This window comes from Enterobacter sp. RHBSTW-00593 (assembly GCF_013784105.1).
GTDB classification, from domain to species: Bacteria; Pseudomonadota; Gammaproteobacteria; order Enterobacterales; family Enterobacteriaceae; genus Enterobacter; species Enterobacter ludwigii.
In genome coordinates this window covers 172,043-197,063 of the sequence record NZ_CP056393.1, presented here as the reverse complement: position 1 = coordinate 197,063, position 25,021 = coordinate 172,043, and the positions used below count along the sequence as shown (strand labels likewise).

The following is a 25,021-nucleotide window of genomic DNA, read 5'->3' as shown; positions in this document are numbered from 1 at the left end:
AAAAAGCAAATCCTGAAACCGACGTTTTCATCTAAGCCTCAGTTTTTAAGATAATAAAAAGGCCGGATAACCGGCCTTTTTTTGTTGTCGTCAGGCATGCGCTTCGTTAAAGACTTCACGCTGCGGCTGGCGAATGGTGGTCGACAAGGCCAGCGAGATTATCAGCAAAGCAAATATCACGCAGAAGGTCACATAGAACCCACCGAACAGCGAGGCGATTAACGAGCCGCAGATACTGCCGATGCCAAAGCCCAGATAGATAACACCATAGTTTTTCGCCAGATTGTTCAGGCCGAAGAACTCACTGACCAGCGACGGGAAGACTGTAATCGTGCCGCCGAAATTAAAGGCCACACAGGCAATTGCGGCGAAGAACGTGGCTTCGTTCAGTGGGGCAAACAACAGCGCCGCCATCCCCACCAGCGAAACAACCTGCCCGATGGTAATTACGCGGATACGGGCAATTTTGTCAGACAGAATCCCAAGCACCAGACGGCCAGAGAGGTTGGCAATGGAGATGACGGTGACCGCATTCGCCGCTGTTGCCGCATCCAGTTTCACCATTCCCTGAGCAATATCTTTCGCCACCCCAATCACATACAGACCGCTCATGCAGGCTGTCAGGAACATGACCGCCAGCATCCAGTACTGTGGTTGACGCATAGACTGCGCGAGGGTGAAATCATTCTCCACCACACCGTTAACGGTTTTCACTTCCTGCTGCGGCGCATCTTTCATCAGCGTGGCGCCGAACAGGATCATGACCAGAACGATAGCGCCCCAGATCATGAACGTTTTTTCGAGCCCCACGGAAGCAAGCAGGTGGGAATCGATAAATTTAAAACCGAGGCTCCCCAGGCCATAGGACCCGATGGCAAACGCAGAGATTAAGCCTTTACGTTCCGGGAACCACTTCACACAGTTTGACAGGGTCAGCAGATAACCTGCACCGTCGGCAAGTCCCACCAGCACCCCGGCGCTCAGCCACAGCATCAGCAGGTTGCTGGAATGCGCCGTCAGGAAAAAGCCCACGCCCAACAAGATACCGGATGCCATCGTCACCCGCCTCACGCCAAATCGCTCCTGCAATTTTCCCGCGACGGAAGATGAAAGCGCCAGCCCGAGGCTCAGCAAGCCGAAGGAGAACGCCACCTGGCTGACTGGTGCACCAAGCTTATCGGAAAGCGCACTGTTAAACAGGCTCCAGGTATAGACCGACCCCAGCGCAAACTGGGTCACGATGGTGCCAAAAAGCGTTAGCCAGCGCGTACGGTTGTAAGTTGATGTGTTCATGGCAGTTGTCCTGCAAGAGAAAGTAAGGGAATTCGCTGAGGACAACGATAAACAAAACCTTAATATGCCTGGGGTAAAACGGCATGAAATGCAGGAGGAATGGAATGAAATGCCATAAATCGGGAATGAATGACCTTGCCGGGGAATGAAGCGACGGCGTGTTAGTGACTGCTATCGCTACAACCCCCACGGCTATTGTATTCAGGATGTTATCGGAACGTTTAAAAAAGTAACAACCTTAAAAATTAGCGCTCACGCCCAGGGTGTACATAAACTCCTCACCGGTGGTGGTGTATTCCCCTTGTGCCAACGACGCATAGGCCGCCATATGCGTATTAAACGGAATATCCGTTCCGACGGTTACATCCATCCAGTTGCCGCTTTGCGTCGGTGCCGGCGTCTGTGGCATCCCAAACTGGGATTTCCACTGGTTTTCACCAAACTGCTGGTTATAGCTTATCTGCGCCCACGGGCGAAGCTCGCCGTACTGTGTATCCACGCGCCAGCCGAGCGTGCTGACGCTGGCATGCCAGAGTGGGTCGGTAAGCCCCTGCGTCGTCGCGCTGTCACCAAATTCGTTGATCATCATCGGTGCCGTGCCGTCATAACGCCACGCCATCACCGGACCGGTCGTGATACGCCCTGACACCGGAATGTTCCAGCCCACGGTCATGGCCCCTGCCGGCGTGGAACCCGACGGTAAACTCAGGGCAAGCCCGGGGGCATTTTGTGAGGACTGAATCCGCTCGGCGAGAATATCCTCATAACGCGGTTGGTGATCCGCATCCCATGTATAGCGTTCCGCCGTATTACTTTGGGCGTCTGAAACGATATATTCCTGTTGCCAGGCAAATGCTGTATTACAAAAAAACAGACAGGCTGAAATCCCCGCCAGGCCAGAAACAGCATGGCGACCACTGATTTTTTTTATCATCATCAAAGCGACTCCAGAGAGAGCCGAATTCGGCGATATTTGTCATTGTTTAGGAAGAGTTTTGCGGGCATATGGCCCTGTATTAACTATTGTCTTTATAGTAGACACGTCAAGCCTGACAGAATGAAAATTTTGCGATAACCGTTTCATTAAGGGAGATAACCGATGCAGCGTTGCGGTTGGGTAAGCCAGGATCAGCTTTATATCGACTATCACGATCGGGAATGGGGCGTACCGGAGACAGAAGGGAAAAAGCTTTTTGAGATGATCTGCCTGGAAGGTCAACAGGCGGGCTTGTCATGGATTACGGTGCTTAAGAAACGGGAAAACTATCGTAATGCTTTCCATCAGTTCGATCCGGTCGCCGTCGCTGCCATGACCGAGGACGATGTGGAACGGCTGGTCCAGGATGCAGGCATCATCCGCCATCGCGGTAAGATCCAGGCCATCATTGGTAACGCGCGCGCTTATCTGGCGATGGAGCAAAACGGAGAACCGTTCTCAGAATTTGTCTGGACGTTTGTGAACAACACGCCACAAATTACCCAGGCCGCCACGCTCGCGGAGATCCCGGCCTCCACCCCGGCGTCGGATGCGCTCTCTAAAGCGCTGAAAAAACGCGGCTTTAAATTTGTCGGCTCCACCATCTGTTACGCCTTTATGCAGGCCTGTGGCCTGGTCAACGACCACGTTACCGGCTGCGTCTGTCATCCAGGGAGGCACCATGATCCGCAAATGGGAAAGTGATAATGCCGGGCCACTCCTGAGTCTGTGGCTTGAAAGCACCACGGAGGCGCACCCGTTTATCAGCGCAAGCTACTGGAAAGAGAACGAAGGTATGGTGCGGGATGTATACCTGCCCGCCGCCGAAACCTGGGTATGGGAAGAGGATGGAATGCTGCGCGGCTTTATCAGCGTCATGCAGTCCCAGTTTGTAGGCGCGCTGTTTGTCTCAACTGATTTTATTGGTCGGGGGATTGGGCGTGCGCTGCTGAACCATGTTCAACAGCGCTTCCCGTATTTAAGCCTGGAGGTCTACCAGAAAAATGTCCGGGCGGTGAATTTCTATCATGCACAGGGTTTTCGCATTGAAGACAGCGCCTGGCAGGATGACACTCAGCACCCAACGTGGATCATGAGCTGGCAGGCGGATCAAACGCCGTGAGCGTAAGCTCGGGTCCCTGATATTTCTCGACCCAGGCCAGCGCCGTGTTCCCCGCGCAGCCATTCCCCAGCTTCGAGCTGGGGAGATCTTTGGTCAGAACGTTTACTGCACCGTTTTTACAAATACCGCCTTCGCTCGGCTCCAGGTCTGGCCATGCCCCCTGGTGAATGCAGATAACGCCAGGTTTAATCCCGTCGCTCACCACCGCCCCTGCCAGCACCTGGCCACGCTGATTCCAGACGCGAACCACGTCACCGTCAACGATCCCACGCGCGCGCGCATCTGCGCTGTTCAGGGTCACGGGCTCTCGCCCGGCAACCGCATACCGCTCGCGCAGTGATGAATAGTTAAGCTGGCTGTGCAGGCGATGGGCAGGATGGGCCGATAACACCTGCAGCTGTTCCGGCTGGGCATTACCGTGCCACTCGTCCGGCTCAAGCCACGTTGGATGCGCCGGACAGTCGGCATACTTAAATTGGGCGATACGCTCGCTGTAGATCACAATCTTCCCGCTCTCGGTTTTCAGCGGATGGTTCTCCGGGTCGCGGCGGAAATCGGCGAAGCGAACAAACTGCGCATTCTGTTCACTCTCCGGCATCTCAATAATCTGGTTCGCTTCCCAGAATTGTGCAAATGGCGGCAGCGTCACGCCCTGCGGGGCCCCGCGCTGACCTGCAATCTGGTAGAACGTCTCCAGCCACTGCAAATCCGTTTTGCCCTCGGTAAAACGCTCGCGCCCCCCCGTTTCCCACAACTCGCTCAGCTCAGCAAACACCTCAAAATCATCACGCGCCTCATCACGCGGCGCTACGACGCGCTTCATCGGTACCATATGCTGATTGCTGTAGTCACCGGTCATGGTGAGGTCGTTACGCTCAAACGAGGTGGTCGCCGGCAGCACAATATCGGCATGTTTGGCTGAGGCGGTCCAGAAGCATTCTGAGATAACCACCAGTTCTGGCTTCTGCCAGGCGCGGATCAGGCGATTCGTGTCCTGGTGATGAGTAAAGTTCGCGCCGCCGGCCCACCAGACAAACCGGATATCCGGGAAGTGGCGATCCAGACCGTTGTGCTGATAAAACCCGCCCGGGTTTTCCAGGGCTTCAACAATGCGCGCCACCGGGATTTTATCCACGGCATCTACACCGCCCTGAATCGAGCCCTGCAGAGAAGCCAGCACTGCCGCTTTGCGGGTCGGGTTGCCGCCATTGGCGAAGTGATAAGAGAGACCAAACCCACCGCCCGGCGTACCAATCTGCCCTAGCATGGCGGCCAGCGTCACGAGCATCCAGTGTTTCTGCTCACCGAACTGCTGGCGCTGCATCCCCCATCCGGACATTAACATCGTGGTGTTTTGGTGGAATAACGCCGCTAGTTCACGCAGTTTGGCCGCAGGAACCCCACAAATCTCTGCCGCCCACTCTGCCGTTTTGGCCATACCGTCTGTAATGCCCGTCAGATAGTCGGCGAAGTTGTCAAAACCGGTGGTACAGCGTGCGAGGAACCCGGTATCGTGCCAGCCGTTCTCCACCAGCGTATGGGCAATGCCCAGCATCATCGCCACGTCGGTGCCCATATGCGGGGCAATCCACTCGGCGCTGTCGCCGAAGAAGTCCATGGTTTCCGAGCGCATCGGGTCAATGCAGATGATGCGTTTGCCGCTTTTACGCAACGCATCGAAATACGGGATCCCCTGCTCGTCACTGGCATTCCACGCGATTTTCAGGGTGTTGAGCGGGTTGGCGCTCCACAGCACCACCACATCGGTGTGCTCCAGCACCAGCGGCCAGCTGGTCTGCTGCTGATACACTTCGTTACCGCCCACCACGTAGGGCATGATCGCCTGCGCTGCGCCGGTGGAGTAATCACCAAGATGGCCGGTATACCCCCCGGCCAGACTCATATAGCGCTGCAGTAACGTCGAAGCCTTATGCAGCACGCCATTTGAACGCCAGCCGTAAGATCCGGCAAAAATAGACGACGGGCCATACGTGTCGCGAATACGTTTGTGCTGCGCATGGATCAGCGCCAGCGCGTCATCCCAGCTCACCCGGACAAACTCATCCTGACCACGAATACCCTGCGGCTTGTCTGGCGACGTCAGAAATCCTTTACGCACCATCGGCCAGCGCACGCGCGTTTTGCTGTGCACCTGATCGCGAACGACGGTCTGTAAAGAGTTGGGATGTTGCGTTGGCAATGCTCCGCGAGACGACAGAACATTTTCGCCATCGGTCTCGACCAGCATCGGCCCCCAGTGGGCGGCGGTCAGAATCGTTTTTGTTGAGGTGCTCAAGCGTGCGCTCCTGGTTGCGTGCAGGTTTTACGGCCTTCTTAGTGAGGCAGTTTATGGTTTGTCACAAATTTCAGAGTTATACCCGGAATTTTCTCCGTATCTGGACGTCATAATCAACTGCCACGCGCGTCGTGGCAAAGAATAAAAAGGATTAAGGAAATAAGATGAAAAAACGCGTATTCGTTATTGCCGCTCTGGTGAGCGGTGCACTGGCTGTTTCTGGCTGCACAACAAACCCTTACACCGGTGAAAGCGAAGCAGGTAAATCCGGCATCGGTGCAGGTCTCGGCTCGCTGGTAGGGGCCGGTGTGGGCGCACTCTCCTCCTCCAAGAAAGACCGCGGCAAAGGCGCGTTAATTGGCGCAGCGGCAGGTGCAGCCCTGGGCGGCGGCGTGGGTTATTACATGGATGTGCAGGAAGCAAAACTGCGCGACAAAATGAAAGGTACCGGCGTGAGCGTGACGCGCAGCGGCGATAACATCATCCTGAATATGCCAAACAACGTCACCTTCGACAGCAGCAGCGCAACGCTGAAACCTGCAGGGGCGAATACCCTGACCGGCGTGGCAATGGTGCTGAAAGAGTACAACAAGACCGCGGTGAATGTGATCGGTTATACCGACAGCACCGGCAGCCAGGATCTGAATATGCGCCTGTCTCAGCAGCGTGCCGATTCTGTGGCCAGCTCGCTGATCACGCAGGGCGTTGCAGCAAACCGCATCCGCACCAGCGGCATGGGCCCTGCAAACCCTATCGCCAGCAACAGCACGGCGGAAGGCAAAGCACAGAACCGTCGCGTTGAGATTACCTTAAGCCCAATTCAGTAAGGGCTGCCCCCCTCTTCCAGGGGGAGAGGGGGATAAGGGTGTCATGCCGCCACATCGGCATGAACCGCTTGCCATCGCTAATTTTCCCGCTAAGGTGTTCTCACTCACTTCAGGGAATTCAGCGATGAGCAAACCAACACGGGCCACAATCAGCGACGTGGCGAAAGCCGCCAAAACCGGTAAAACCAGCATTTCACGCTACCTCAACGGCGAGAAACACCTGCTGTCCGATGCGCTGCTCGCTCGTATTGAACAAGCTATTGCCGATCTCGACTACCGCCCGAGCCTTATGGCGCGCGGACTCAAACGGGGTCGTACCCGTCTTATCGGGCTTATCATCGCCGATATCACCAACCCCTACTCCGTCAACGTTTTGAGCGGAATTGAAGCCGCCTGTCGCGAAAAGGGCTTTACGCCGCTGGTCTGTAACACCAACAACGAAGTCGATCAGGAGCTGCATTACCTGGATCTGCTGCGCAGCTATCAGGTCGAAGGGATTGTGGTGAATGCCGTGGGCATGCGTGAAGAGGGCTTAAACCGCCTGCAGCAATCCTCCCTGCCGATGGTTCTCATCGACCGCAAAATTCCGGAATTCGCCTGCGATGTCGTCGGGCTGGATAACACTCAGGCGGCGACAACCGCCACTGAGCATCTGATTGAACAGGGCTTTGAAGCCATCCTGTTTCTGAGCGAACCTCTGGGCATGGTCAACACCCGTCGTGAGCGACTGAGCGCGTTTCGTGCCACGCTGGAGCGTTACCCCGGCGTGATTGCCGAGAATGCCGAAACGCCCCTCCACGAAGCCGATCAGCTCGACAATACCCTGCGGCAGTTCCACACCCGCCATCGCGGAATGCGTAAAGCCGTTATCTCTGCCAACGGGGCGCTGACCCTGCAGGTCGCCCGCTCGCTTAAGCGCATCGGCCTGCACTGGGGAAGCGATATCGGTCTGCTGGGGTTCGACGAACTCGAGTGGGCAGAACTGGCTGGCGTCGGGATCACCACCCTCAAACAACCCACCTGGCAGATTGGCTATGCCGCTGTTGAACAAGTGGTTCGTCGTATTGAAGGCACCAGCGATGCCGTTCGCGAACAGGTATTTTCCGGCGAGTTGATTGTTCGCGGCTCCACCGCCCGTTAATTTTCCCTTGTGATACCGATCATAAATTCAACATCCTGACCTTTTCTTTGGAACCGGTTCCATCTAGCGTAATAGTATTAATGTATTGCGATGGAGTCCGACGATGGGCAGAAAAATCATGGTGGTCACAGCCGCGTATGGCGCGGAACAGGTGCGACAGGCAGGTGGTCAACGGGCAATGCTGCCCGTCATTGCGGGCGCGGGTGCCGACGGCGTCGAGATCCGCCGCGAGCTGTTCAACAGCGAAGAGCTGCTGGCGCTGCCCGCGCTGGGTGAATCCATTGAGCTGCTGGGCCTGCTGGCATGCTACTCCGCCCCTGCTGCCCTGTTTATGCCCGATGGCACCCTCAACCCTGACCTGCCCCGTTATCTCAGCGAAGCCAGTACCCTGAATGCGCTGTGGCTCAAGGTCTCACTGGGTCATTTCAGCGACACCCAGCCGCTTCACGCCCTGCGTGCCCTGCTCGATGAAAGCGGTATGGCCCTGGTGGTGGAAAACGACCAGACCGACTGCGGCCAGCTTGCGCCGATGCAGCGCTTCAAAACCGCCTGCCGGGACATGGCGCTGCCCGTCACGCTGACGTTCGACATGGGCAACTGGCTGTGGGTGGGCGACTCCCCGGAAGAAGCCGCGCGCCATCTGGCCTCCGCAGTGAGCTATATCCACGTTAAAGCCGCCGTGCCGCATAAAGAAAATTTCCGCGCCGTGGCGCCGGATCGGGCCGATGCGCGCTGGCTGGATCTGCTTTGTCAGCTGCCCGCCGATGCCCCGCGTGGTATCGAGTTCCCGCTGGAAGGGGCGGATTTAACCGCCGTCACCCGTCATTACGTAAACCTGCTGCGTGAGGAGTAAACCATGCACAAGACGCTGGATGTGATCACTATCGGCGAAGCCATGGCGATGTTTGTCGCCACCGAAACGGGCGACCTGAGTACGGTGGAGCACTTTATCAAACGCGTGGCGGGGGCTGAGCTGAACGTCGCGACCGGCCTGGCGCGCCTGGGTCTGAATGTCGGCTGGGTCAGCCGCGTGGGTGATGACAGCTTTGGCCATTTCGTTCTCGATTCGCTGAAAAAAGAGGGCATTGATGCTTCCGGCGTCACCCTCGATGGACGCTTCCCGACCGGTTTCCAGCTTAAATCGAAAGTCGAAAATGGAACCGATCCCATTGTGGAGTATTTCCGTAAAGGGTCTGCGGCGAGCCACCTCTCAGTCGAGGATTACCACGCCCACTATTTCGCCTCCGCACGCCATCTGCATCTGAGCGGCGTGGCGGCCGCGCTTTCAGCCAGCTCGTATGCCTTACTGGATCATGCCGCAACCACCATGAAGGCTCAGGGGAAAACGATCTCATTCGATCCTAACCTGCGCCCGGTACTGTGGAAAAGCGAAGCGGAAATGGTCGAGAAGCTGAATCGTCTGGCGTTTCAGGCTGACTGGGTTCTGCCGGGCGTGAAAGAAGGAATGATCCTGACCGGTAAAAACACCCCTGAAGGGATTGCCGATTTTTACCTTAACAAAGGGGTAAAAGCGGTGGTGCTGAAAACTGGCGCCGATGGCGCCTGGTTTAAAACGGCTAACGGCGAGCAAGGCGCAGTCGCGGCCGTGAAGGTCGATAACGTGGTTGATACCGTCGGCGCTGGCGATGGTTTTGCCGTGGGGGTCATTAGTGCCCTGCTGGAAGGCAAACCGCTGCAGCAGGCCGTCGCCCGGGGCAATAAAATTGGCTCGCTGGCAATCCAGGTGCAGGGCGACAGTGAAGGATTACCGACCCGCGCGCAGCTGAACGAATAAATTCCGTTTCCCTCCCCCTCTCCTCAGGTAGGCCAGGGGGAAACAAAACAAACCACCGTGTACCCTACATACAACGGCGGTACAAACCTCAACAACAGAGGCAAGCCTATGAACAGTTCGACCAATGCAGTAAAACGCTGGTGGTACATCATGCCAATCGTGTTTATCACGTACAGCCTGGCGTACCTTGATCGTGCCAACTTCAGTTTCGCGTCCGCGGCAGGGATCACCGAAGACCTGGGGATCACCAAAGGTATCTCTTCGTTGCTGGGTGCCCTTTTCTTCCTGGGCTACTTCTTCTTCCAGATCCCCGGCGCTATCTATGCGGAGCGTCGCAGCGTCCGCAAATTGATTTTCGTTTGCCTGATCCTGTGGGGTGCCTGCGCCTCACTGACCGGCGTGGTGAATAATATTCCTGCTCTGGCAGCCATTCGCTTTATTCTTGGGGTCGTTGAGGCAGCGGTAATGCCCGCGATGCTGATTTATATCAGCAACTGGTTTACCAAATCCGAACGCTCACGAGCCAATACTTTCCTGATCCTCGGTAACCCGGTCACCGTGCTGTGGATGTCGGTGGTTTCTGGCTACCTGATCCAGTCCTTCGGCTGGCGTGAAATGTTCATTATCGAAGGGGTACCAGCGGTTATCTGGGCATTCTGCTGGTGGATGCTGGTAAAAGATAAACCTGCGCAGGCGAAATGGCTCTCCGAAGATGAAAAAGCCGCTCTGCAGGCGCAGCTGGATAAAGAACAGCAAGGCCTGAAAGCAGTGCGTAACTACGGCGAAGCATTCCGCTCACGTAACGTGATTCTGCTCTGCGCCCAGTATTTCACCTGGAGCATTGGCGTGTACGGTTTCGTACTGTGGCTGCCATCGATTCTCCGCAATGCCGGTGAAAACCTTGGCATGGTGGAAGTGGGCTGGCTGTCATCCGTGCCTTACCTCGCAGCAACAATCGCCATGATCATTGCGTCATGGGCATCGGACAAAATGCAGAACCGTAAGCTGTTTGTCTGGCCGCTGCTGCTGATCGCTGCCTTTGCCTTCATGGGTTCCTGGGCCGTCGGCGCGAACCATTTCTGGGTCTCTTACACCCTGCTGGTGATTGCGGGTGCGGCAATGTACGCCCCTTATGGACCGTTCTTTGCGATCATCCCGGAGATGCTGCCGCGTAACGTGGCAGGCGGCGCGATGGCACTGATTAACAGTATGGGGGCGCTGGGCTCGTTCTGCGGCTCCTGGTTTGTGGGTTACCTGAACGGAGCAACCGGCAGCCCGTCCGCATCGTACATATTTATGGGGGTAGCGCTTTTCGCCTCCGTGTGGCTTACTCTGATTGTTAAGCCTGCTAATAATCAACAATTACCTGTCGGCGCACGCCACGCCTGAATCCTTAAAAATCAACGGAGATTAGCATGAAGCCGTCCGTCATTTTGTATAAAGCACTGCCGGAAGATCTGCAGAAACGCCTTGAGGAACACTTCACCGTTACCCAGGTGAAGAACCTCAGCCCGGAAACCGTGGCGCAGCACGCCGATGCGTTCGCCAGCGCCGAAGGTTTGCTGGGTTCAAGCGAAAAAGTGGATGTCGCCCTGCTGGAGAAAATGCCGAAGCTTCGTGCTACCTCTACCGTTTCCGTGGGCTATGACAACTTCGACGTGGATGCCCTTAACGCCCGCAAGATCCTGTTGATGCATACGCCACATGCGCTGACGGAGACCGTGGCCGACACGCTGATGGCGCTAGTCCTCAGCACGGCGCGCCGTGTGGTCGAAGTGGCCGATCGCGTCAAAGCTGGCGAATGGACAAAAAGCATTGGTCCGGACTGGTTTGGGGTGGATGTTCATGGCAAAACGCTGGGCATCGTTGGCATGGGCCGTATTGGCCTGGCTCTGGCGCAGCGCGCACATTTTGGTTTTAACATGCCGATTCTGTATAACGCGCGTCGTCATCACAGTGAAGCCGAAGAACGTTTTAACGCCCGCTACTGCGAGCTGGATACGCTGCTGCAGGAAGCCGATTTTGTCTGTCTGATCCTGCCGCTGACGGACGAAACCCGTCATCTTATCGGTAAAGAGGCGTTTGAAAAAATGAAGAAAACGGCCATTTTCATCAACGCGGGTCGTGGCCCGGTGGTGGATGAGAAGGCGTTGATTGAGGCTCTGCAACAGGGTGAGATCCACGCTGCCGGTCTTGACGTGTTTGAACAGGAACCGCTGCCGGTGGACTCCCCGTTGCTTTCATTGCCCAACGTGGTGGCCCTGCCCCACATCGGCTCAGCAACCCATGAAACACGCTACAATATGGCTGCAACCGCGGTAGACAACCTGATCGCTGCCCTTAGCGGAAAGGTGGAAATCAATTGCGTTAACCCGCAGGTTCAGCGATAGAAATGAAAAAACCCGCCAGAAGGCGGGTTTTTAAAATTTGTGCTACTGGGTTGGAAGCTTACAGGCTTACAACGTTACCAGCTGCTGGGCCTTTAGCGCCGCTTTCGATGGTGAAGGAAACTTTCTGACCTTCATCCAGAGATTTGTAGCCTTCGTTCTGGATAGCAGAGAAGTGTACGAACACGTCTTTAGAGCCATCGTCAGGAGTGATGAAGCCGAAACCTTTATCAGCGTTGAACCATTTTACCAGACCAGTCATTTTAGCAGACATAGAATTACCTTAATTAACAAATATATTGTGCCTTCCGGCTTGATGGATTGTGTTACAGATTTTTAAGCGATGAAGGAAGGGTCACTACGAAGGGTATCTATGGATAACAATCTGGACTGCTTTACTAAACTGCTTTAGGTCTGTGTAACAAACCGACCTGTATAGTTATACCGATGTGGTAGAAGAATAACAAGCGTTATTTTCGCCCGGAATAAAAAACCCCGCCTGAGGCGGGGTTTTCCGATTTATTCTGTGGCAGCGACCGCTGCACTCCACGCCTGACTAAAGGCCTGGTGCTGGGAGGCCAGTGGCCCAATCAGCGCATTATACTGGCTTGCCTGCTGCGAGGTCGGGAACTGAATACCGTTGGCCACAAAGCTCACCTGAGTGCCCTGCTGGGAGATGAAGTCCCCCACCTGAACCAGCTGCTGCGTGAAAATTTGCGCGGCTGGGATCAGCGGTTGCATCGCTTCAGAAGGTTTCGACACCACTTTCTCATACACTTTGTCGAAGACCGGTTTGAGATCGTCGCCCTGCTTCAGCGCGGAACGTGACGCGTCCGCCTGCATTTTCGCATTCTGCAGCTGTTGGCTCAGCACGCCGAGCGCACCGTTGGACTGGCGCAGCGGTTCACGTTGCGTCATGTAATCCTGCGGGACGCGAATAGCGTTCACGCTATCCACAACCGGACGGATACCGGAATCCATCGCCTGGCTCACCTGCTCTGAATAACCATAAAGAATGGCGTAATCAGACACGAAGGGGCCAAACTGTTTTTTCTGATCCGCAGTCAGCGTCGGCAACCGTTCACCGCTGCGCATCACCGTATTCTGTAGAAAATCGATAAACGCTTTGCGCTGATCGCCTTCTTTATCAAAACACCCACTCAGGCTAACAACTATCAACAACGCCGCAATAGGCGCAAACCAGCGAGAGCAGGACTTTCCTGTCGCCATTTCATTACTCCTTTCACCCAAAAAAGCGCACACCGGCACACGCGTGCCCGACGCTGACAAGGATAGTCCAGGTCAGCCCTGCAAGATACTCTTTTCATGCAAAACGGCTATTGCCGTTTTATTTCTTACTATTTACAAAAAAATACCTGGCGAAGCCGACATAAGCGTAATCAGGTAATTAGTCTCACCCTGGCAACGGCTGAAACGCATAAAGCGATCGTTACCGCACGATTAATCACATCCGTGACGATCCGTCGTTTGTATTAGGGACTATTCTTAACAGGCTCTCTGATGTTCTTGATCCCGGTATGTGATTTAAGAGGAGTCCTCAATGGAATATAAAGATCCTGAGCTTGAGCTGCTGAGCAGCCTGGAACAGATTATTTTTAAAGATGTACCGCAGACGTTAACCCTGCAACAAAGATCCAATCCCTTTAAAGAATATGAGCAATTGCGCAAAGGGACTGGATTAAAAACTGAAGAATTCGCCAGAGCGATGGGTGTCAGCGTGGCTATGGTGCAGGAGTGGGAGTCAAAACGCGAAAAACCCACCCCAACCGAGCTAAAGCTGATGCGCCTGATTCAGGCCAACCCTGCACTCAGCAAGCATATAGCATGATGCAGTAAAGTAAGTTACCGCCCCCCGCCTTTGCGGGGGCTTGTGTTTTAAAGGGAGGCACACCGCCAACCCGCCTCTTCCCAGACCAGTTCATGCGTCAATGCTAACCCCCGCAAAAAAGCCTCATCGTGAGAAACCACCAGCAATGCCCCGGGGAAACCGGCCAGTGCGGCTTCAATCGCCTCGACCGAGGCCAGATCCAGATGGTTGGTCGGTTCATCCAGCAGTAAAAGCTGCGTAGCGTCTTCACGCCACAAGACACAGGCCAGAGCAGCCTTGAGACGTTCCCCGCCGCTCAGCTCAGCCAGCGGAAGCGCCACTTTGTCAGCGCCCAACTGAAGCTGCGCTAAACGGGTTCGCAGCACACCCTCTTCCAGAGGTGTATGACTCAGATTGAGATGCGCCATCACCGACTGCGAAAGATCGAGCTGCGACAGATGTTGATCGAGATAAGCGCAGTTTACCGATACCTTACACGTTCCTGAGAGCGGAGCCACTTCGCCGAGAATGGCTTTTAAAAGCGTCGATTTACCGCAGCCGTTTGGTCCTTTTAGCGCCACGCGCATCGGTCCGTCCATCCGCCAGTTGGTCGGCGGGAGAGTGACGTGTGGCAGCACCAGCCCCTCCATCACCAGCACCTGTTTCCCCTCAGCAATCTGGCTTCCAGGCAACGTGAACATCACCGGATTCTCCTCTTCAACTCGCTCCCGGGCCTTGTTCACCGCAGCATTCAGCGCTTCATGTTGATCGCCATGCTGTTTTTTCCAGGCGCCAATGCGCTCTTTGGCGGCCATTTTGTATTTGACCCGCTCGAACGAGGCGATATTAAGGTTATCGACCGTACGTAACGTCTTCGCCGAACGCCGCTGGCTTTCGTCATGCTCTTTTTGCATCCGCGCGCGGGTGCGTTTGCGTTCTGTTGCCGCATGTTCCAGTGCCGCACGGGCTGCCTGCTGTTCGGCGTCCCGCTGATGCGTATAGTCGTCGTAACTGCCACCGTAGTGGCGAAGACCCGAGGCGCTCAGTTCAAGAATACGCGGTACCTTCGCCAGCAGTTCACGGTCGTGGGAGGCCACCAGCACGCCCCCCTGATAACGGGCGAGCTGGTCGTAGAACCACTCACGTCCCTGCCGGTCGAGATGGTTGGTGGGTTCGTCCAGCAGCAGATAATCCGCATCAGCCGTAAACGCGCCACAGAGCAACGCGCGAATGCGCTCGCCGCCACTGAGTTCCATGGCTGATTTATCCGGGTCAAATGGTGGAAGTTTTGCGTGGAAAAACGCCTCGCTCAGACGTTCCGCTACATCCCAGTGTCCGTCGAGTAACGCCAAATCATCGGGCTGGTAGTCACCGCTGTCGATGCGCTTACGCGCCGCAAAAATCGCCTCATACCCCAGCAGCTCAGCAAGCGTGGTTCGCGGGGAGATATCGGGCTGTTGTGCCACATAAGCGTGCGTTGCAAAACGTTCGATATGACCGCTGGCAGGTTCATCACACCCTGCCAGCAAACGTAGCAGACGTGTTTTACCGCTGCCGTTGCGGCCAACCAGCGCGCACAGTGACGGCGCCAGAGAAAGATTCAGTGGACCAAAAAGGGTATCGCCCGTCGCAAACTGACAGGTCACCTGATGCAAAATAAAAGAAGGGGATTGCGCAAAATGAGCCATAAGCACTCCTGAATGAAATCAAAACATCCCCTGCCGACGCGGTCGCGTTTAGCAAGGATCGAAATTCATCAGTCGTGTTTGTTCATTTTCGGGATGCGCTCCTGAGGGAGAAATATAACGAGAAACAGGATAACGGTAATTTGCTGACCATTTCAAGGTGAATTTTTAGGCGATTGCACTGCGCTTAGCTGGTCCACAAAAAAACGAGACATAAAAAAACCCGCCGAAGCGGGTTTTTCTCATCTGCTGGCCCGTCACCGGGCACATGCACGTTACTGCAGCAGCGAAATATCCGCCACGCGCAGGAACAGCTCACGCAGTTTTTCGAGCATAGAGAGACGGTTGATACGCAGCTCTTTATCTTCCACGTTCACCATCACTTTCTCGAAGAAGGCATCGATGACATCACGCAGTTCCGCCAGCTCCACCAGGGCTTCCTGGTAGCGGCCTTCGGCGAAATACGGCTCCAGCTTGTCACGCAGTACCACAACCTGCATCGCCAGGGCGATCTCTTCTGGCTCTTTCAGCGTCGCAGCGTTCACACGCTCGTTCAGCGTTTCGTCGGATTTCGCCAGAATGTTAGAGACACGCTTGTTAGCCGCGGCCAGTGCAGATGCCGCTTCCAGCGTACGGAAGTGGGAAACTGCCTTCATACGCGCATCGAAATCTGCCGGACGGGTTGGACGACGTGCCAGTACCGCCTGAATGGTATCGACGGTGTAACCTTCGTCCTGATACCACGCACGGAAGCGACCAAGCATAAAGTCGATCACATCGTCGACCACGTTGGCGTTGGTCAGCTTATCACCGTACAGACGTACCGCTTCTTCAGTCAGGGTCTGCAGATCCAGGTTCAGGTTCTTTTCAACGATGATACGCAGCACGCCCAGGGCAGCACGACGCAGCGCAAACGGGTCTTTGTCGCCTTTTGGATGCTGGCCGATGCCAAAGATACCTGCAAGGGTGTCCATCTTATCGGCAATCGCGACCGCACAAGCCACCGGATTAGACGGCAGCGCGTCACCCGCAAAGCGCGGCTGATACTGCTCGTTCAGGGCCACGGCCACATCTTCCGCTTCACCGTCGTGACGCGCGTAGTGCATCCCCATCACACCCTGGGTGTCGGTAAATTCGAACACCATATTGGTCATCAGGTCACACTTGGACAGTAAACCCGCGCGCGTTGCGTGGTTCACATCCGCACCGATTTCACGTGCGATCCAGCCAGACAGCTCCGCAATACGGTCAGTCTTGTCGCGCAGCGTACCCAGCTGTTGCTGGAACAGCACCGTCTGCAGACGTGGCAGGTGATCTTCCAGACGCTTTTTACGGTCGGTGTTGAAGAAGAACTCGGCATCCGCCAGACGTGGACGCACCACTTTCTCGTTACCGGAGATAATCTGGATCGGATCTTTTGATTCAATGTTCGCCACGAAGATGAAGTTTGGCAGTAGCTTGCCGTCGTTGGCGTAAACCGGGAAGTACTTCTGGTCACCCTTCATGGTATACACCAGCGCTTCAGCCGGCACGGCCAGGAATTTCTCTTCGAACTTCGCGGTCAGTACCACTGGCCATTCAACCAGAGAGGTTACTTCTTCCAGCAGGCTGTCGCTCAGATCCGCTTTACCGCCAATCTTACGCGCCGCGTCTTCCGCATCCGCCTTGATTTTGGCTTTACGCTGTTCGTAGTCAGCAATAACTTTACCGCGCTCCAGCAGGATCTGCGGATACTGGTCAGCATTGTCGATGGTGAACTCAGGCTCGCCCATGAAGCGGTGCCCACGGATCACGCGATCGGACGCCACACCCAGGATGGTGGCCGGAATAACGGTATCGCCCAGCAGCAGCGTCACGGTGTGCACAGGACGCACGAAGTGCACGTCGCTTGCGCCCCAGCGCATCAGTTTTGGAATCGGCAGCCTGGCCAGCGACGTGGCGATCATGTCAGGCAGCAGCGCTTGCGCACTTTCACCTTTCACATGTGCACGGTACAGCAGCCACTCGCCTTTATCGGTGGTCAGACGCTCAGCCTGATCGACGGTGATACCACAACCACGCGCCCAGCCTTCAGCCGCTTTGCTTGGCTTGCCTTCAGCATCAAACGCCTGAGCAATCGCCGGGCCACGTTTTTCAACTTCACGATCCGGCTGAGACGCCGCCAGGTTCGCCACTTTCAGCGCCAGACGACGCGGAGCAGCAAACCATTCAATTTTACCGTGTGCCAGGCCAGCGTTATCCAGCTCAGCAGTCACGTTCGCAGCAAAAGATTCAGCCAGGCTGCGCAGGGCTTTTGGTGGCAGCTCTTCGGTGCCAATTTCCACCAGGAAAGTTTTCTCAGACATGGCCGCCTCTTATTTGTTTCGGTTGCACATCGGGAAGCCAAGGGCTTCACGGGACGCATAGTACGCTTCTGCAACGGCTTTGGTCAGGGTACGAATACGCAGAATGTAGCGCTGACGTTCAGTCACGGAGATGGCTTTGCGGGCGTCCAGCAGGTTGAAGCTGTGGGCGGCCTTCAGAATACGCTCGTAAGCAGGCAGCGGCAGCGGAGACTCCAGCGCCAGCAACTGCTGCGCTTCTTTCTCGTACTGCTCGAAGCAGGTGAACAAGAAGTCCACATCCGCGTATTCGAAGTTATAAGTGGATTGCTCCACTTCGTTCTGATGGAACACGTCGCCGTAGGTGGTTTTACCCAGCGGGCCGTCGCTCCAGACCAGGTCGTAAACGCTGTCTACGCCCTGAATATACATGGCCAGACGTTCCAGACCGTAGGTGATTTCGCCGGTAATCGGTTTACATTCCAGACCGCCAACCTGCTGGAAGTAAGTGAACTGCGTCACTTCCATACCGTTCAGCCACACTTCCCAACCCAGACCCCAGGCACCCAGCGTTGGGTTCTCCCAGTTATCTTCCACGAAACGGATGTCGTGAATGGTTGGATCCATACCCAGCTCTTTCAGTGACCCGAGGTACAGTTCCTGAATGTTGTCTGGCGATGGCTTAATCACCACCTGGAACTGATAGTAATGCTGCAGACGGTTCGGGTTTTCGCCGTAACGGCCATCGGTCGGACGACGTGAAGGTTGCACATAAGCAGTCGCCATTGGCTCCGGCCCCAACGCGCGTAAGCTGGTCATTGGGTGTGAAGTGCCTGCGCCTACTTCCATGTCCAAAGGTTGAACAATGGTACAGCCCTGACGAGCCCAGTAATCCTGTAAGGTCAGGATCAGGCCCTGGAAGGTCTTGGTATCAAACTTTTGCATAGTATGTCGTGCTGGATACGTGTGGTTTTAAATGGAAGGGACCAGTATACCCGCTGCCTGCAAGATATACAGTACGAAACGGGTTTGTTTAGGGAAAATTGGGGAAATAAGCCACCACGCCAGGCAGCTGCCGGCGTCTGGCTGTTGATTATGCGAGCGGCTTAGCGCATGGAGAGATGTAAAAACTGACCGTCTGCGTCAAACGAACAGACAAAGCCCTCTTTACGGGACGTATGGCCTTTCAGCTCATAACTCCCCTGGAATCGCTCAAATCCGGTGACATCAATGTTCTGCGCATCCGAGTTATAGCGGCGCGCAGCCTGATCCTTACAGAACTGCTCCATATTCAGGGAGCGTTCCGGGCTGATTTTTCCCTGCTGTGCTTTTTGCACGGGTGCAGAGGGTGGCGTACTGCATCCTGCCAGGATAAACAGCAGAAAGAGTGACGCCGCACGCTTCATCATCATTTTTATTACCGCCCTGTTCAGTGGCTGTTATTTTTAGTAGCAAAGCTTTTATAGATTATGCCCTGGCATTCTGCGGACCTCGCGGCTTTCAAACAAGGCTGCTCAATAAAACTCAGAATTTTCCAGAGAGAGGCTTCAATACAATCGCAGTCACACTGAATTTACAAGGGATGATGAGGAACTGATGTCGTCAAAAATTAGCTGGATTGATAATCTGCGAGGAATAGCGTGTCTGATGGTGGTCATGATCCACACGACGACCTGGTATGTCACCAATGCGCACAGTATCAGCCCTGTTAACTGGGATATAGCCAATATTCTTAACTCCGCATCGCGGGTCAGTGTGCCGTTGTTCTTTATGATTTCCGGCTTTCTCTTTTTTGGCGAGCGTAGCGCGCAACCGCGTCATTTTATCCGCATCGCCGCCTGCCTGGGCTTCTACAGCGCCGTGGCCTTGCTCTATATCACCCTGTTCACCTCGATTAACGCCGGGCTATCACTCAAATACCTTCTGCAAAAACCCGTCTTCTACCATCTGTGGTTTTTCTTCGCCATTATCGTTATCTATCTGGTTTCCCCACTGATTCAGGTGAAAACCGTGAGCGGGAAAATGCTGCTGGCGCTGATGGTGGTCATTGGCATCATAGCCAACCCGAATACGGTCTCGCAGAAAATTGATGGTTTTGAATGGTTACCGGTCAATCTCTATATCAACGGCGATACCTTTTACTACGTGCTCTACGGCATGCTGGGGCGAGCTATCGGGATGATGGACACCCAAAAACGCGGCATGAACGGGCTATGTGCAGCGCTGTTTATCATCGGCGTGATCGTGATTTCGCGTGGAACGCTGCATGAACTGCAATGGCGCGGCAATTTTGCCGATACCTGGTACCTGTATTGCGGCCCGATGGTCTTCATCTGTGCCGTATCCCTGCTTACGCTCGCCAAAAACACCCTGAACGCACGCCCTCTGCCGGTGCTGAGCGTTATCTCCCGACACTCGCTCGGAATATACGGTTTTCACGCGCTGGTGATCCACGCCCTGAGAACGAGAGGGGTCGAGTTCAAAAGCTGGCCGGTGCTGGATATCCTCTGGATTTTCACCGTCACGCTGATGGCGAGCCTGCTGCTGTCAATGCTGCTGCAGAAGGTCGACACCCGCCGCTTCGTCAGTTAACGCTGCGCTGTCGGGCACGATGATACTGGCGCGGGGAGGAAAACCCCGCGGCCAGTGAGGCCTGTTCCACGCCACGCCCTTGCAACAGCCACTGTTCAGCCACCGCCAGACGCAACTGCTCCAGATAGTCGCGAACGCTTATCCCTAAATGCGTCTGAAAAAGCCGCGTTAAATGGCGCGGGCTGACATACGCCAGAGCGGCAATCTCGGGTAAAGCCCAGGCTTTGTGCGGCTCGGTGGTAAGCGCATCCTGCGCACGATGAATGGCCGGGTGAAGATGATTGCGGTAGCGTAACCATGGCGACAGCTGGGGATCGTCCCCGGAGCGACGAAACCAGACCACCATTTCGCGCGCCACGGCCAGCGCTTTTTCTGCGCCACACAGACGGTTAATCATATGCAGCGCCAGGTCGATACCCGAGGTGATGCCGGCGCTGGTCCAGATATTCTCATCCTGCACGAAGATCCGGTTTTCTTTGATGATTGCCGTCGGAGCCGCCGTACGCAAACGGCTTATAACGTCATGATGCGTTGTGCACTGCCGGTGGTTTAGCAAGCCCGATTTTGCCGCCAGCAACGCCCCTGAACAGACACACATGACGGTGATATCCTGACGATGAATGTGCGGCTGCAGGCGCATTAACCAGTGCTGGATCAGCTGCGCCTGCGGCGTTGAGAACTGAAAGCGGGAGTCGCTTACCCCCGGCAGCACCAGCAAACTGCCCTCAGGCAAGCTTTCCGGCAGCGGCTGAATACCGCCCATCATCAGACCAATCGACGTCGGAACCTCTGCCTGCGGACCAATGTAATGCAGGCGAAACGCGTCCCCTGCCAGCACAAAGGTCTCTGCCGGGCCCGTCATGTCTAATGACAGCACCCCAGGCAACATCACAAACCAGACGTCGATGCTCATTACAGTGACTCCAGCGTCTCCGCAACCGTTTTAATGTCGGCAAACCGCCCGGCCAGTACCGTCTCGGTACGATGACGCAGTTCCTCTGCGCTCAGGGTTATCCCCTTGTGCGTCATTGGAAACGTGAGCGTTGCCTCGCTAACAAAGGTCACAGCATAGCCCAGATCGGATGCCACCCGCGCAGTGGTTTCACAGCATTGCTCCGTGCGAATGCCGCACACGATGAGCTGATTAATGTCTCGCTCACGCAGCCAGCGGTCAAGCCCGGTATCCGTGAACGCATTATGGACGTGTTTCTGGAAGACCACGTCCGGCTGATGACGTAAAAAGGCCATCGGTTTGACATAGCCGCTTTGCAGTGTGAACGGACCGTCTTCATCTACATGGAAAATATCAACGACAGGAATGCCACGCGCCTGGCAGCCCTCAATCAGCCCCAGCATCGCCTGCTGAAAGGCAGGAATTTCATCCTCCTGCCAGTAATGACGATGATGAAAAGACTGCTGAGTATCGATGTTGATTAATGCAGTACGTGACATGTTGAATCTCCTCGCCAGTGGGTATGACACCATACTGGCAAGGAAATGAAGGCCCGCACAGACCTAAAAAGGACAACCTCGTGCCTCTGACAGACAACCGTATTTACGACATCAGCGGCAGCAGCTGTTGGTAGATTTTGCGAAAGACCTCGCGTCTTTGCGCATAACGCGCATGACGTGCCGCGTCAGGCAGATGCGCCTGTTCCAGTTGAAGCTGCGGTAACAGCTGAGAAAGCGGCGTTTCCGGGTTCATGGCAATCTGTGCCAGTCGCGCTGCACCGAGCGCAGGCCCCACATCACCACCGGTACGAAAATCGAGCTGCAGTCCGCTGATATCAGACAGCATCTGGCGCCAGTAGCTGCTACGCGCACCGCCGCCAATCAGGGTGATACTCGCCGGCGTCACACCGCAGTCATGTACCACGTCCATTCCGTCCGCAAGGGCATATCCCACGCCTTCCAGAACGGCACGAGCCAGTTCCGCCGGACCATGCTGATGGGTTAACCCAAAGAATACCCCTTTCGCTTCCGGGTTGTTATGCGGCGTGCGCTCGCCGGAAAGATAGGGTAAAAACCAGACGGTACCCGCACTTTCATCCGCCTGCTGTGCAGCAGCAATCAGTGCCGGAACATCAGCCATCCCGGTCAGTTTCGCGGCCCAGTCAAGGCAAGAGGCGGCGCTCAACATAACCGACATCAGATGCCATTTTCCCGGCAGCGCATGGCAGAAACTGTGAACGGCACTTTCAGGATTACTGCGATAACCCTCGCTGACCGCAAAATAGACGCCAGACGTTCCCAGCGAAAGCATCGCCTGCCCGGCTTCCACCATCCCGACCCCCACGGCACCCGCCGCGTTGTCACCGCCACCGGCCACCACCGGGACAGCGGGCATATTCCAGCGTTCTGCGACGGCTGTCTGTAAGGTACCCGTTATCTCACTGCCCTCATAGAGCGCTGGCATATGTTCGCGGGTCAGGTGGCAGGCATCGAGCATGGCCTCACTCCAGTCACGCTTGGCCACGTCGAGCCACATCGTGCCGGCAGCGTCGGACATGTCGCTGGCGAAATCACCCGTCATGCGAAAACGCAGATAATCTTTTGGCAGTAAAACTTTCGCCACCTGACGGAAAATTTCCGGCTCATGGCGGTGTACCCACAGTAACTTTGGTGCGGTAAAACCGGGCATCATCAGGTTGCCGGTAATACTGCGGGAGGTGGGTACTCGCTCTTCAAGGAGTGCGCACTCTTCTGCACAGCGACCATCGTTCCAGAGAATGGCCGGTCGCAGAACGTGATGCTGACTGTCCAGTAACGTCGCGCCGTGCATTTGCCCGGCAATGCCGAGGGCTTTGACGTCACGCAGACTGTGCTGTTCACCTAGCGCTTTGATTGCACGATCCGTTGCCAGCCACCACTGCTCCGGATCCTGTTCCGACCATAGCGGATGCGGACGTGAGACCTGCAGCTTTTCTGTCTGCGTTGCTAACACGTCGCCCTGCTCGCTTAACAGGATGGCTTTCACACCCGATGTGCCAAGATCAATCCCGATATACATTCGGTGACTCCTTTAACAGAAATGCCCGGTGGCGCGACGCTTACCGGGCTTACGTTATTATCTACTCGCTGTTATTTATCGAACAGGTAGTGATTAACCAGGTTTTCCAGCAGCTCCTGATGCCCGCTCTGATGCTGCGGTGCCAGTTGATGTTGTTCAGCGTACTTCGCGACGTCCGCAAGCGATAACTGGCCTTTCAAAATTTGCTGACCCAGCTCACTGTTCCAGCCGCTATAACGCTTCGCGACACGTTTATCCAGTTCACCGTCTTCAATCATACGGGCGGCGACTTTGAGCGCCAGCGCCATGGTATCCATTGCGCCAATATGGCCATAGAACAGGTCGTATTTGTCGGTGCTCTGACGGCGCACTTTGGCATCGAAGTTCAGCCCGCCGGTGGTGAAACCACCCGCTTTGATAATTTCATACATCACCAGCGCATTCTCTTCCACGCTGTTCGGGAACTGGTCGGTATCCCAACCCAGTTGCGCATCGCCGCGGTTTGCATCAACAGAACCGAAGATACCCAGCGCGATAGCAGACGCGATCTCGTGATGGAAAGAGTGGCCGGCCAGCGTGGCATGGTTGGCTTCAATGTTAACTTTGATCTCTTTTTCCAGGCCGAACTGTTTCAGGAAGCCGTACACGGTAGCAACGTCGTAGTCGTACTGGTGCTTCGTAGGTTCCTGAGGCTTCGGTTCGATCAGCAGCGTACCGCGGAAACCGATTTTGTGTTTATGGTCGACCACCATCTGCATAAAGCGGCCAATCTGCTCGCGCTCCTGACGCAGGTCGGTGTTGAGCAGGGTTTCATAGCCTTCACGACCGCCCCACAGCACATAGTTTTCGCCCCCCAGCTGATGCGTGGCGTTCATTGCGGTAACCACCTGCGTTGCCGCCCAGCTAAACACTTCCGGATCCGGATTGGTTGCCGCACCCGCGCCATAGCGTGGGTTGGTAAAGCAGTTGGCCGTACCCCACAGCAGCTTCACGCCGCTTTGCTGCTGCTTAGCCGCCAGCACATCCACCATCTGCGCGAAATTGTTCAGATACTCTTTCAGTGAGGCGCCTTCCGGCGACACATCCACGTCATGGAAGCAGTAGTAGGGCACGTTCAGTTTGTGGAAGAATTCAAAGGCGACATCGGCTTTACGCTTCGCCAGCTCGATGGCCTCACCCGGCTGCTGCCATGGACGGTCAAAGGAACCCACGCCGAACATATCGGCTCCGTTCCAGCAGAAGGTATGCCAGTAACAGGCGGCAAAGCGCAAATGATCTTCCATGCGCTTACCCAGCACCAGCTCATCCGGGTTGTAGTGACGAAATGCTAAAGGATTGGTTGTTTTCGGGCCTTCGTAACGAACACGATCGAGTTGGTCGAAATAAGCTTGCATATTGAGCTCCATAATCAGGGTATGCGGCGAGTCGTTGATACAGGAGTAATAGTGAATAGACATTTTGGCTTGCTCAATTACGTTATTTCACACTGCTATTGAGAGAATGCACAACTGTGCGCTGGCTCGCAAAATAATGTGCAGGCAAACTATTTTTCGGTCCCTCTTCCATAATCAAATGTAATTAAGACGTTACGTATTTTAAAATTCGATCGCGGTCATAAATTCAGAAATAAACCAAATATCATAATGCGAAGATAAAAATCTGTAATTGCCAGCCTGCCTTTCCCCGTTAAAAATTTGCTGCGTCCCAGCAGTGAATGTTTCTTTTATCTCAGCAACACATACCCCTA

The 25,021-nt window shown here is 55.3% G+C and carries 23 protein-coding genes; 10 read left to right on the top strand and 13 right to left on the bottom strand.

All coding sequences use genetic code 11. From position 1 onward, the window contains the following. Window positions 1–90: 90 nt before the first annotated feature. Together HV242_RS00940 and HV242_RS00935 are read right to left on the bottom strand one after the other, a co-directional pair. Entirely contained in the window at window positions 91–1,293 is a 1,203-nt protein-coding gene (locus tag HV242_RS00940; RefSeq protein WP_050737616.1) for an L-lactate MFS transporter, read from the bottom strand. Window positions 1,294–1,531: 238 nt separating this feature from the next. Next, window positions 1,532–2,230, bottom strand: a complete 699-nt coding sequence (locus tag HV242_RS00935; RefSeq protein ID WP_050737617.1) for an autotransporter domain-containing protein — start codon at window positions 2,228–2,230, stop codon at window positions 1,532–1,534. 162 nt (window positions 2,231–2,392) lie between these two features. On the opposite strand from HV242_RS00935, the gene tag reads away from it, so the two are divergent. Together tag and HV242_RS00925 are read left to right on the top strand one after the other, a co-directional pair. Continuing rightward, window positions 2,393–2,974 carry a DNA-3-methyladenine glycosylase I gene (gene tag, locus HV242_RS00930; protein WP_014168140.1) on the top strand — a complete coding sequence of 194 codons (582 nt, stop codon included), beginning with the start codon at window positions 2,393–2,395 and terminating at the stop codon, window positions 2,972–2,974. After that, the gene (locus HV242_RS00925) at window positions 2,952–3,392 is read left to right on the top strand and encodes an N-acetyltransferase (RefSeq protein WP_032679358.1); all 441 of its coding nucleotides are present in this window, start codon (window positions 2,952–2,954) and stop codon (window positions 3,390–3,392) included. Before tag ends, HV242_RS00925 begins: the two co-directional genes overlap by 23 nt. Here HV242_RS00925 and HV242_RS00920 read toward each other — a convergent pair. Further along, complete coding sequence (locus HV242_RS00920; protein ID WP_050737673.1) at window positions 3,361–5,640, bottom strand: molybdopterin guanine dinucleotide-containing S/N-oxide reductase; 2,280 nt, start codon at window positions 5,638–5,640, stop codon at window positions 3,361–3,363. The genes HV242_RS00925 and HV242_RS00920 overlap by 32 nt on opposite strands. Window positions 5,641–5,852: 212 nt before the next feature. Between HV242_RS00920 and HV242_RS00915 the strand changes: the two genes are divergently transcribed. The 6 genes from HV242_RS00915 to ghrB all read left to right on the top strand — a co-directional run bounded on the left by HV242_RS00915 (window position 5,853) and on the right by ghrB (window position 11,841). Beyond that, a complete protein-coding gene (locus HV242_RS00915; protein WP_014168137.1) occupies window positions 5,853–6,515 on the top strand; it encodes an OmpA family lipoprotein in 663 nt (220 codons plus the stop codon). Between the two features lie 124 nt (window positions 6,516–6,639). After that, the gene (locus HV242_RS00910; protein WP_032679356.1) at window positions 6,640–7,656 is read left to right on the top strand and encodes a LacI family DNA-binding transcriptional regulator; all 1,017 of its coding nucleotides are present in this window, start codon (window positions 6,640–6,642) and stop codon (window positions 7,654–7,656) included. A gap of 103 nt (window positions 7,657–7,759) precedes the next feature. After that, window positions 7,760–8,509, top strand: a complete 750-nt coding sequence (locus HV242_RS00905) for a sugar phosphate isomerase/epimerase family protein (RefSeq protein ID WP_020882639.1) — start codon at window positions 7,760–7,762, stop codon at window positions 8,507–8,509. Between the two features lie 3 nt (window positions 8,510–8,512). Beyond that, on the top strand, window positions 8,513–9,451 hold the full coding sequence (locus HV242_RS00900; protein ID WP_014168134.1) for a sugar kinase: 939 nt from the start codon (window positions 8,513–8,515) through the stop codon (window positions 9,449–9,451). Window positions 9,452–9,559: 108 nt separating this feature from the next. Next, complete coding sequence (locus tag HV242_RS00895) at window positions 9,560–10,840, top strand: MFS transporter (RefSeq protein ID WP_050737618.1); 1,281 nt, start codon at window positions 9,560–9,562, stop codon at window positions 10,838–10,840. Window positions 10,841–10,866: 26 nt separating this feature from the next. After that, entirely contained in the window at window positions 10,867–11,841 is a 975-nt protein-coding gene (gene ghrB, locus HV242_RS00890) for a glyoxylate/hydroxypyruvate reductase GhrB (RefSeq protein WP_014168132.1), read from the top strand. Between the two features lie 58 nt (window positions 11,842–11,899). Here the strand turns inward: ghrB and cspE are convergent, their stop codons facing one another. Together cspE and HV242_RS00880 are read right to left on the bottom strand one after the other, a co-directional pair. Continuing rightward, window positions 11,900–12,112 (bottom strand): transcription antiterminator/RNA stability regulator CspE, encoded by a 213-nt coding sequence (gene cspE / locus HV242_RS00885; protein WP_014168131.1) that lies wholly within the window; start codon window positions 12,110–12,112, stop codon window positions 11,900–11,902. Between the two features lie 245 nt (window positions 12,113–12,357). After that, on the bottom strand, window positions 12,358–13,068 hold the full coding sequence (locus HV242_RS00880) for a DUF3053 domain-containing protein (protein ID WP_050737619.1): 711 nt from the start codon (window positions 13,066–13,068) through the stop codon (window positions 12,358–12,360). Between the two features lie 331 nt (window positions 13,069–13,399). Here HV242_RS00880 and HV242_RS00875 point away from each other — a divergent pair, with 331 nt between their 5' ends. Further along, the gene (locus HV242_RS00875; protein WP_014168128.1) at window positions 13,400–13,687 is read left to right on the top strand and encodes an HTH-type transcriptional regulator; all 288 of its coding nucleotides are present in this window, start codon (window positions 13,400–13,402) and stop codon (window positions 13,685–13,687) included. A 47-nt stretch (window positions 13,688–13,734) separates the two neighbouring features. On the opposite strand, the gene HV242_RS00870 is transcribed toward HV242_RS00875, so the two are convergent. The 4 genes from HV242_RS00870 to HV242_RS00855 all read right to left on the bottom strand — a co-directional run bounded on the left by HV242_RS00870 (window position 13,735) and on the right by HV242_RS00855 (window position 19,084). Beyond that, entirely contained in the window at window positions 13,735–15,354 is a 1,620-nt protein-coding gene (locus HV242_RS00870; protein ID WP_050737620.1) for an ABC-F family ATP-binding cassette domain-containing protein, read from the bottom strand. Between the two features lie 272 nt (window positions 15,355–15,626). Continuing rightward, on the bottom strand, window positions 15,627–17,696 hold the full coding sequence (gene glyS, locus HV242_RS00865; protein ID WP_014168126.1) for a glycine--tRNA ligase subunit beta: 2,070 nt from the start codon (window positions 17,694–17,696) through the stop codon (window positions 15,627–15,629). 9 nt (window positions 17,697–17,705) lie between these two features. After that, window positions 17,706–18,617, bottom strand: coding sequence for a glycine--tRNA ligase subunit alpha (gene glyQ / locus HV242_RS00860; protein ID WP_014168125.1), 912 nt, complete (start codon window positions 18,615–18,617; stop codon window positions 17,706–17,708). Between the two features lie 161 nt (window positions 18,618–18,778). Beyond that, window positions 18,779–19,084, bottom strand: coding sequence for a YsaB family lipoprotein (locus HV242_RS00855; protein WP_014168124.1), 306 nt, complete (start codon window positions 19,082–19,084; stop codon window positions 18,779–18,781). A 184-nt stretch (window positions 19,085–19,268) separates the two neighbouring features. On the opposite strand from HV242_RS00855, the gene HV242_RS00850 reads away from it, so the two are divergent. Further along, window positions 19,269–20,264: an acyltransferase gene (locus HV242_RS00850; protein ID WP_014168123.1), complete on the top strand. Its 996-nt coding sequence runs from the start codon at window positions 19,269–19,271 to the stop codon at window positions 20,262–20,264. Here HV242_RS00850 and HV242_RS00845 read toward each other — a convergent pair. The 4 genes from HV242_RS00845 to xylA all read right to left on the bottom strand — a co-directional run bounded on the left by HV242_RS00845 (window position 20,257) and on the right by xylA (window position 24,668). Beyond that, complete coding sequence (locus HV242_RS00845) at window positions 20,257–21,177, bottom strand: GlxA family transcriptional regulator (protein ID WP_050737621.1); 921 nt, start codon at window positions 21,175–21,177, stop codon at window positions 20,257–20,259. The genes HV242_RS00850 and HV242_RS00845 overlap by 8 nt on opposite strands. Continuing rightward, entirely contained in the window at window positions 21,177–21,716 is a 540-nt protein-coding gene (locus HV242_RS00840) for an isochorismatase family protein (RefSeq protein WP_020882645.1), read from the bottom strand. The genes HV242_RS00845 and HV242_RS00840 overlap by 1 nt, the downstream gene beginning before the upstream one ends. A 103-nt stretch (window positions 21,717–21,819) precedes the next feature. Continuing rightward, window positions 21,820–23,274 carry a xylulokinase gene (gene xylB / locus HV242_RS00835; protein WP_050737622.1) on the bottom strand — a complete coding sequence of 485 codons (1,455 nt, stop codon included), beginning with the start codon at window positions 23,272–23,274 and terminating at the stop codon, window positions 21,820–21,822. 71 nt (window positions 23,275–23,345) lie between these two features. Next, entirely contained in the window at window positions 23,346–24,668 is a 1,323-nt protein-coding gene (gene xylA, locus HV242_RS00830; RefSeq protein WP_086462926.1) for a xylose isomerase, read from the bottom strand. Between the last annotated feature and the right edge of the window lie 353 nt (window positions 24,669–25,021).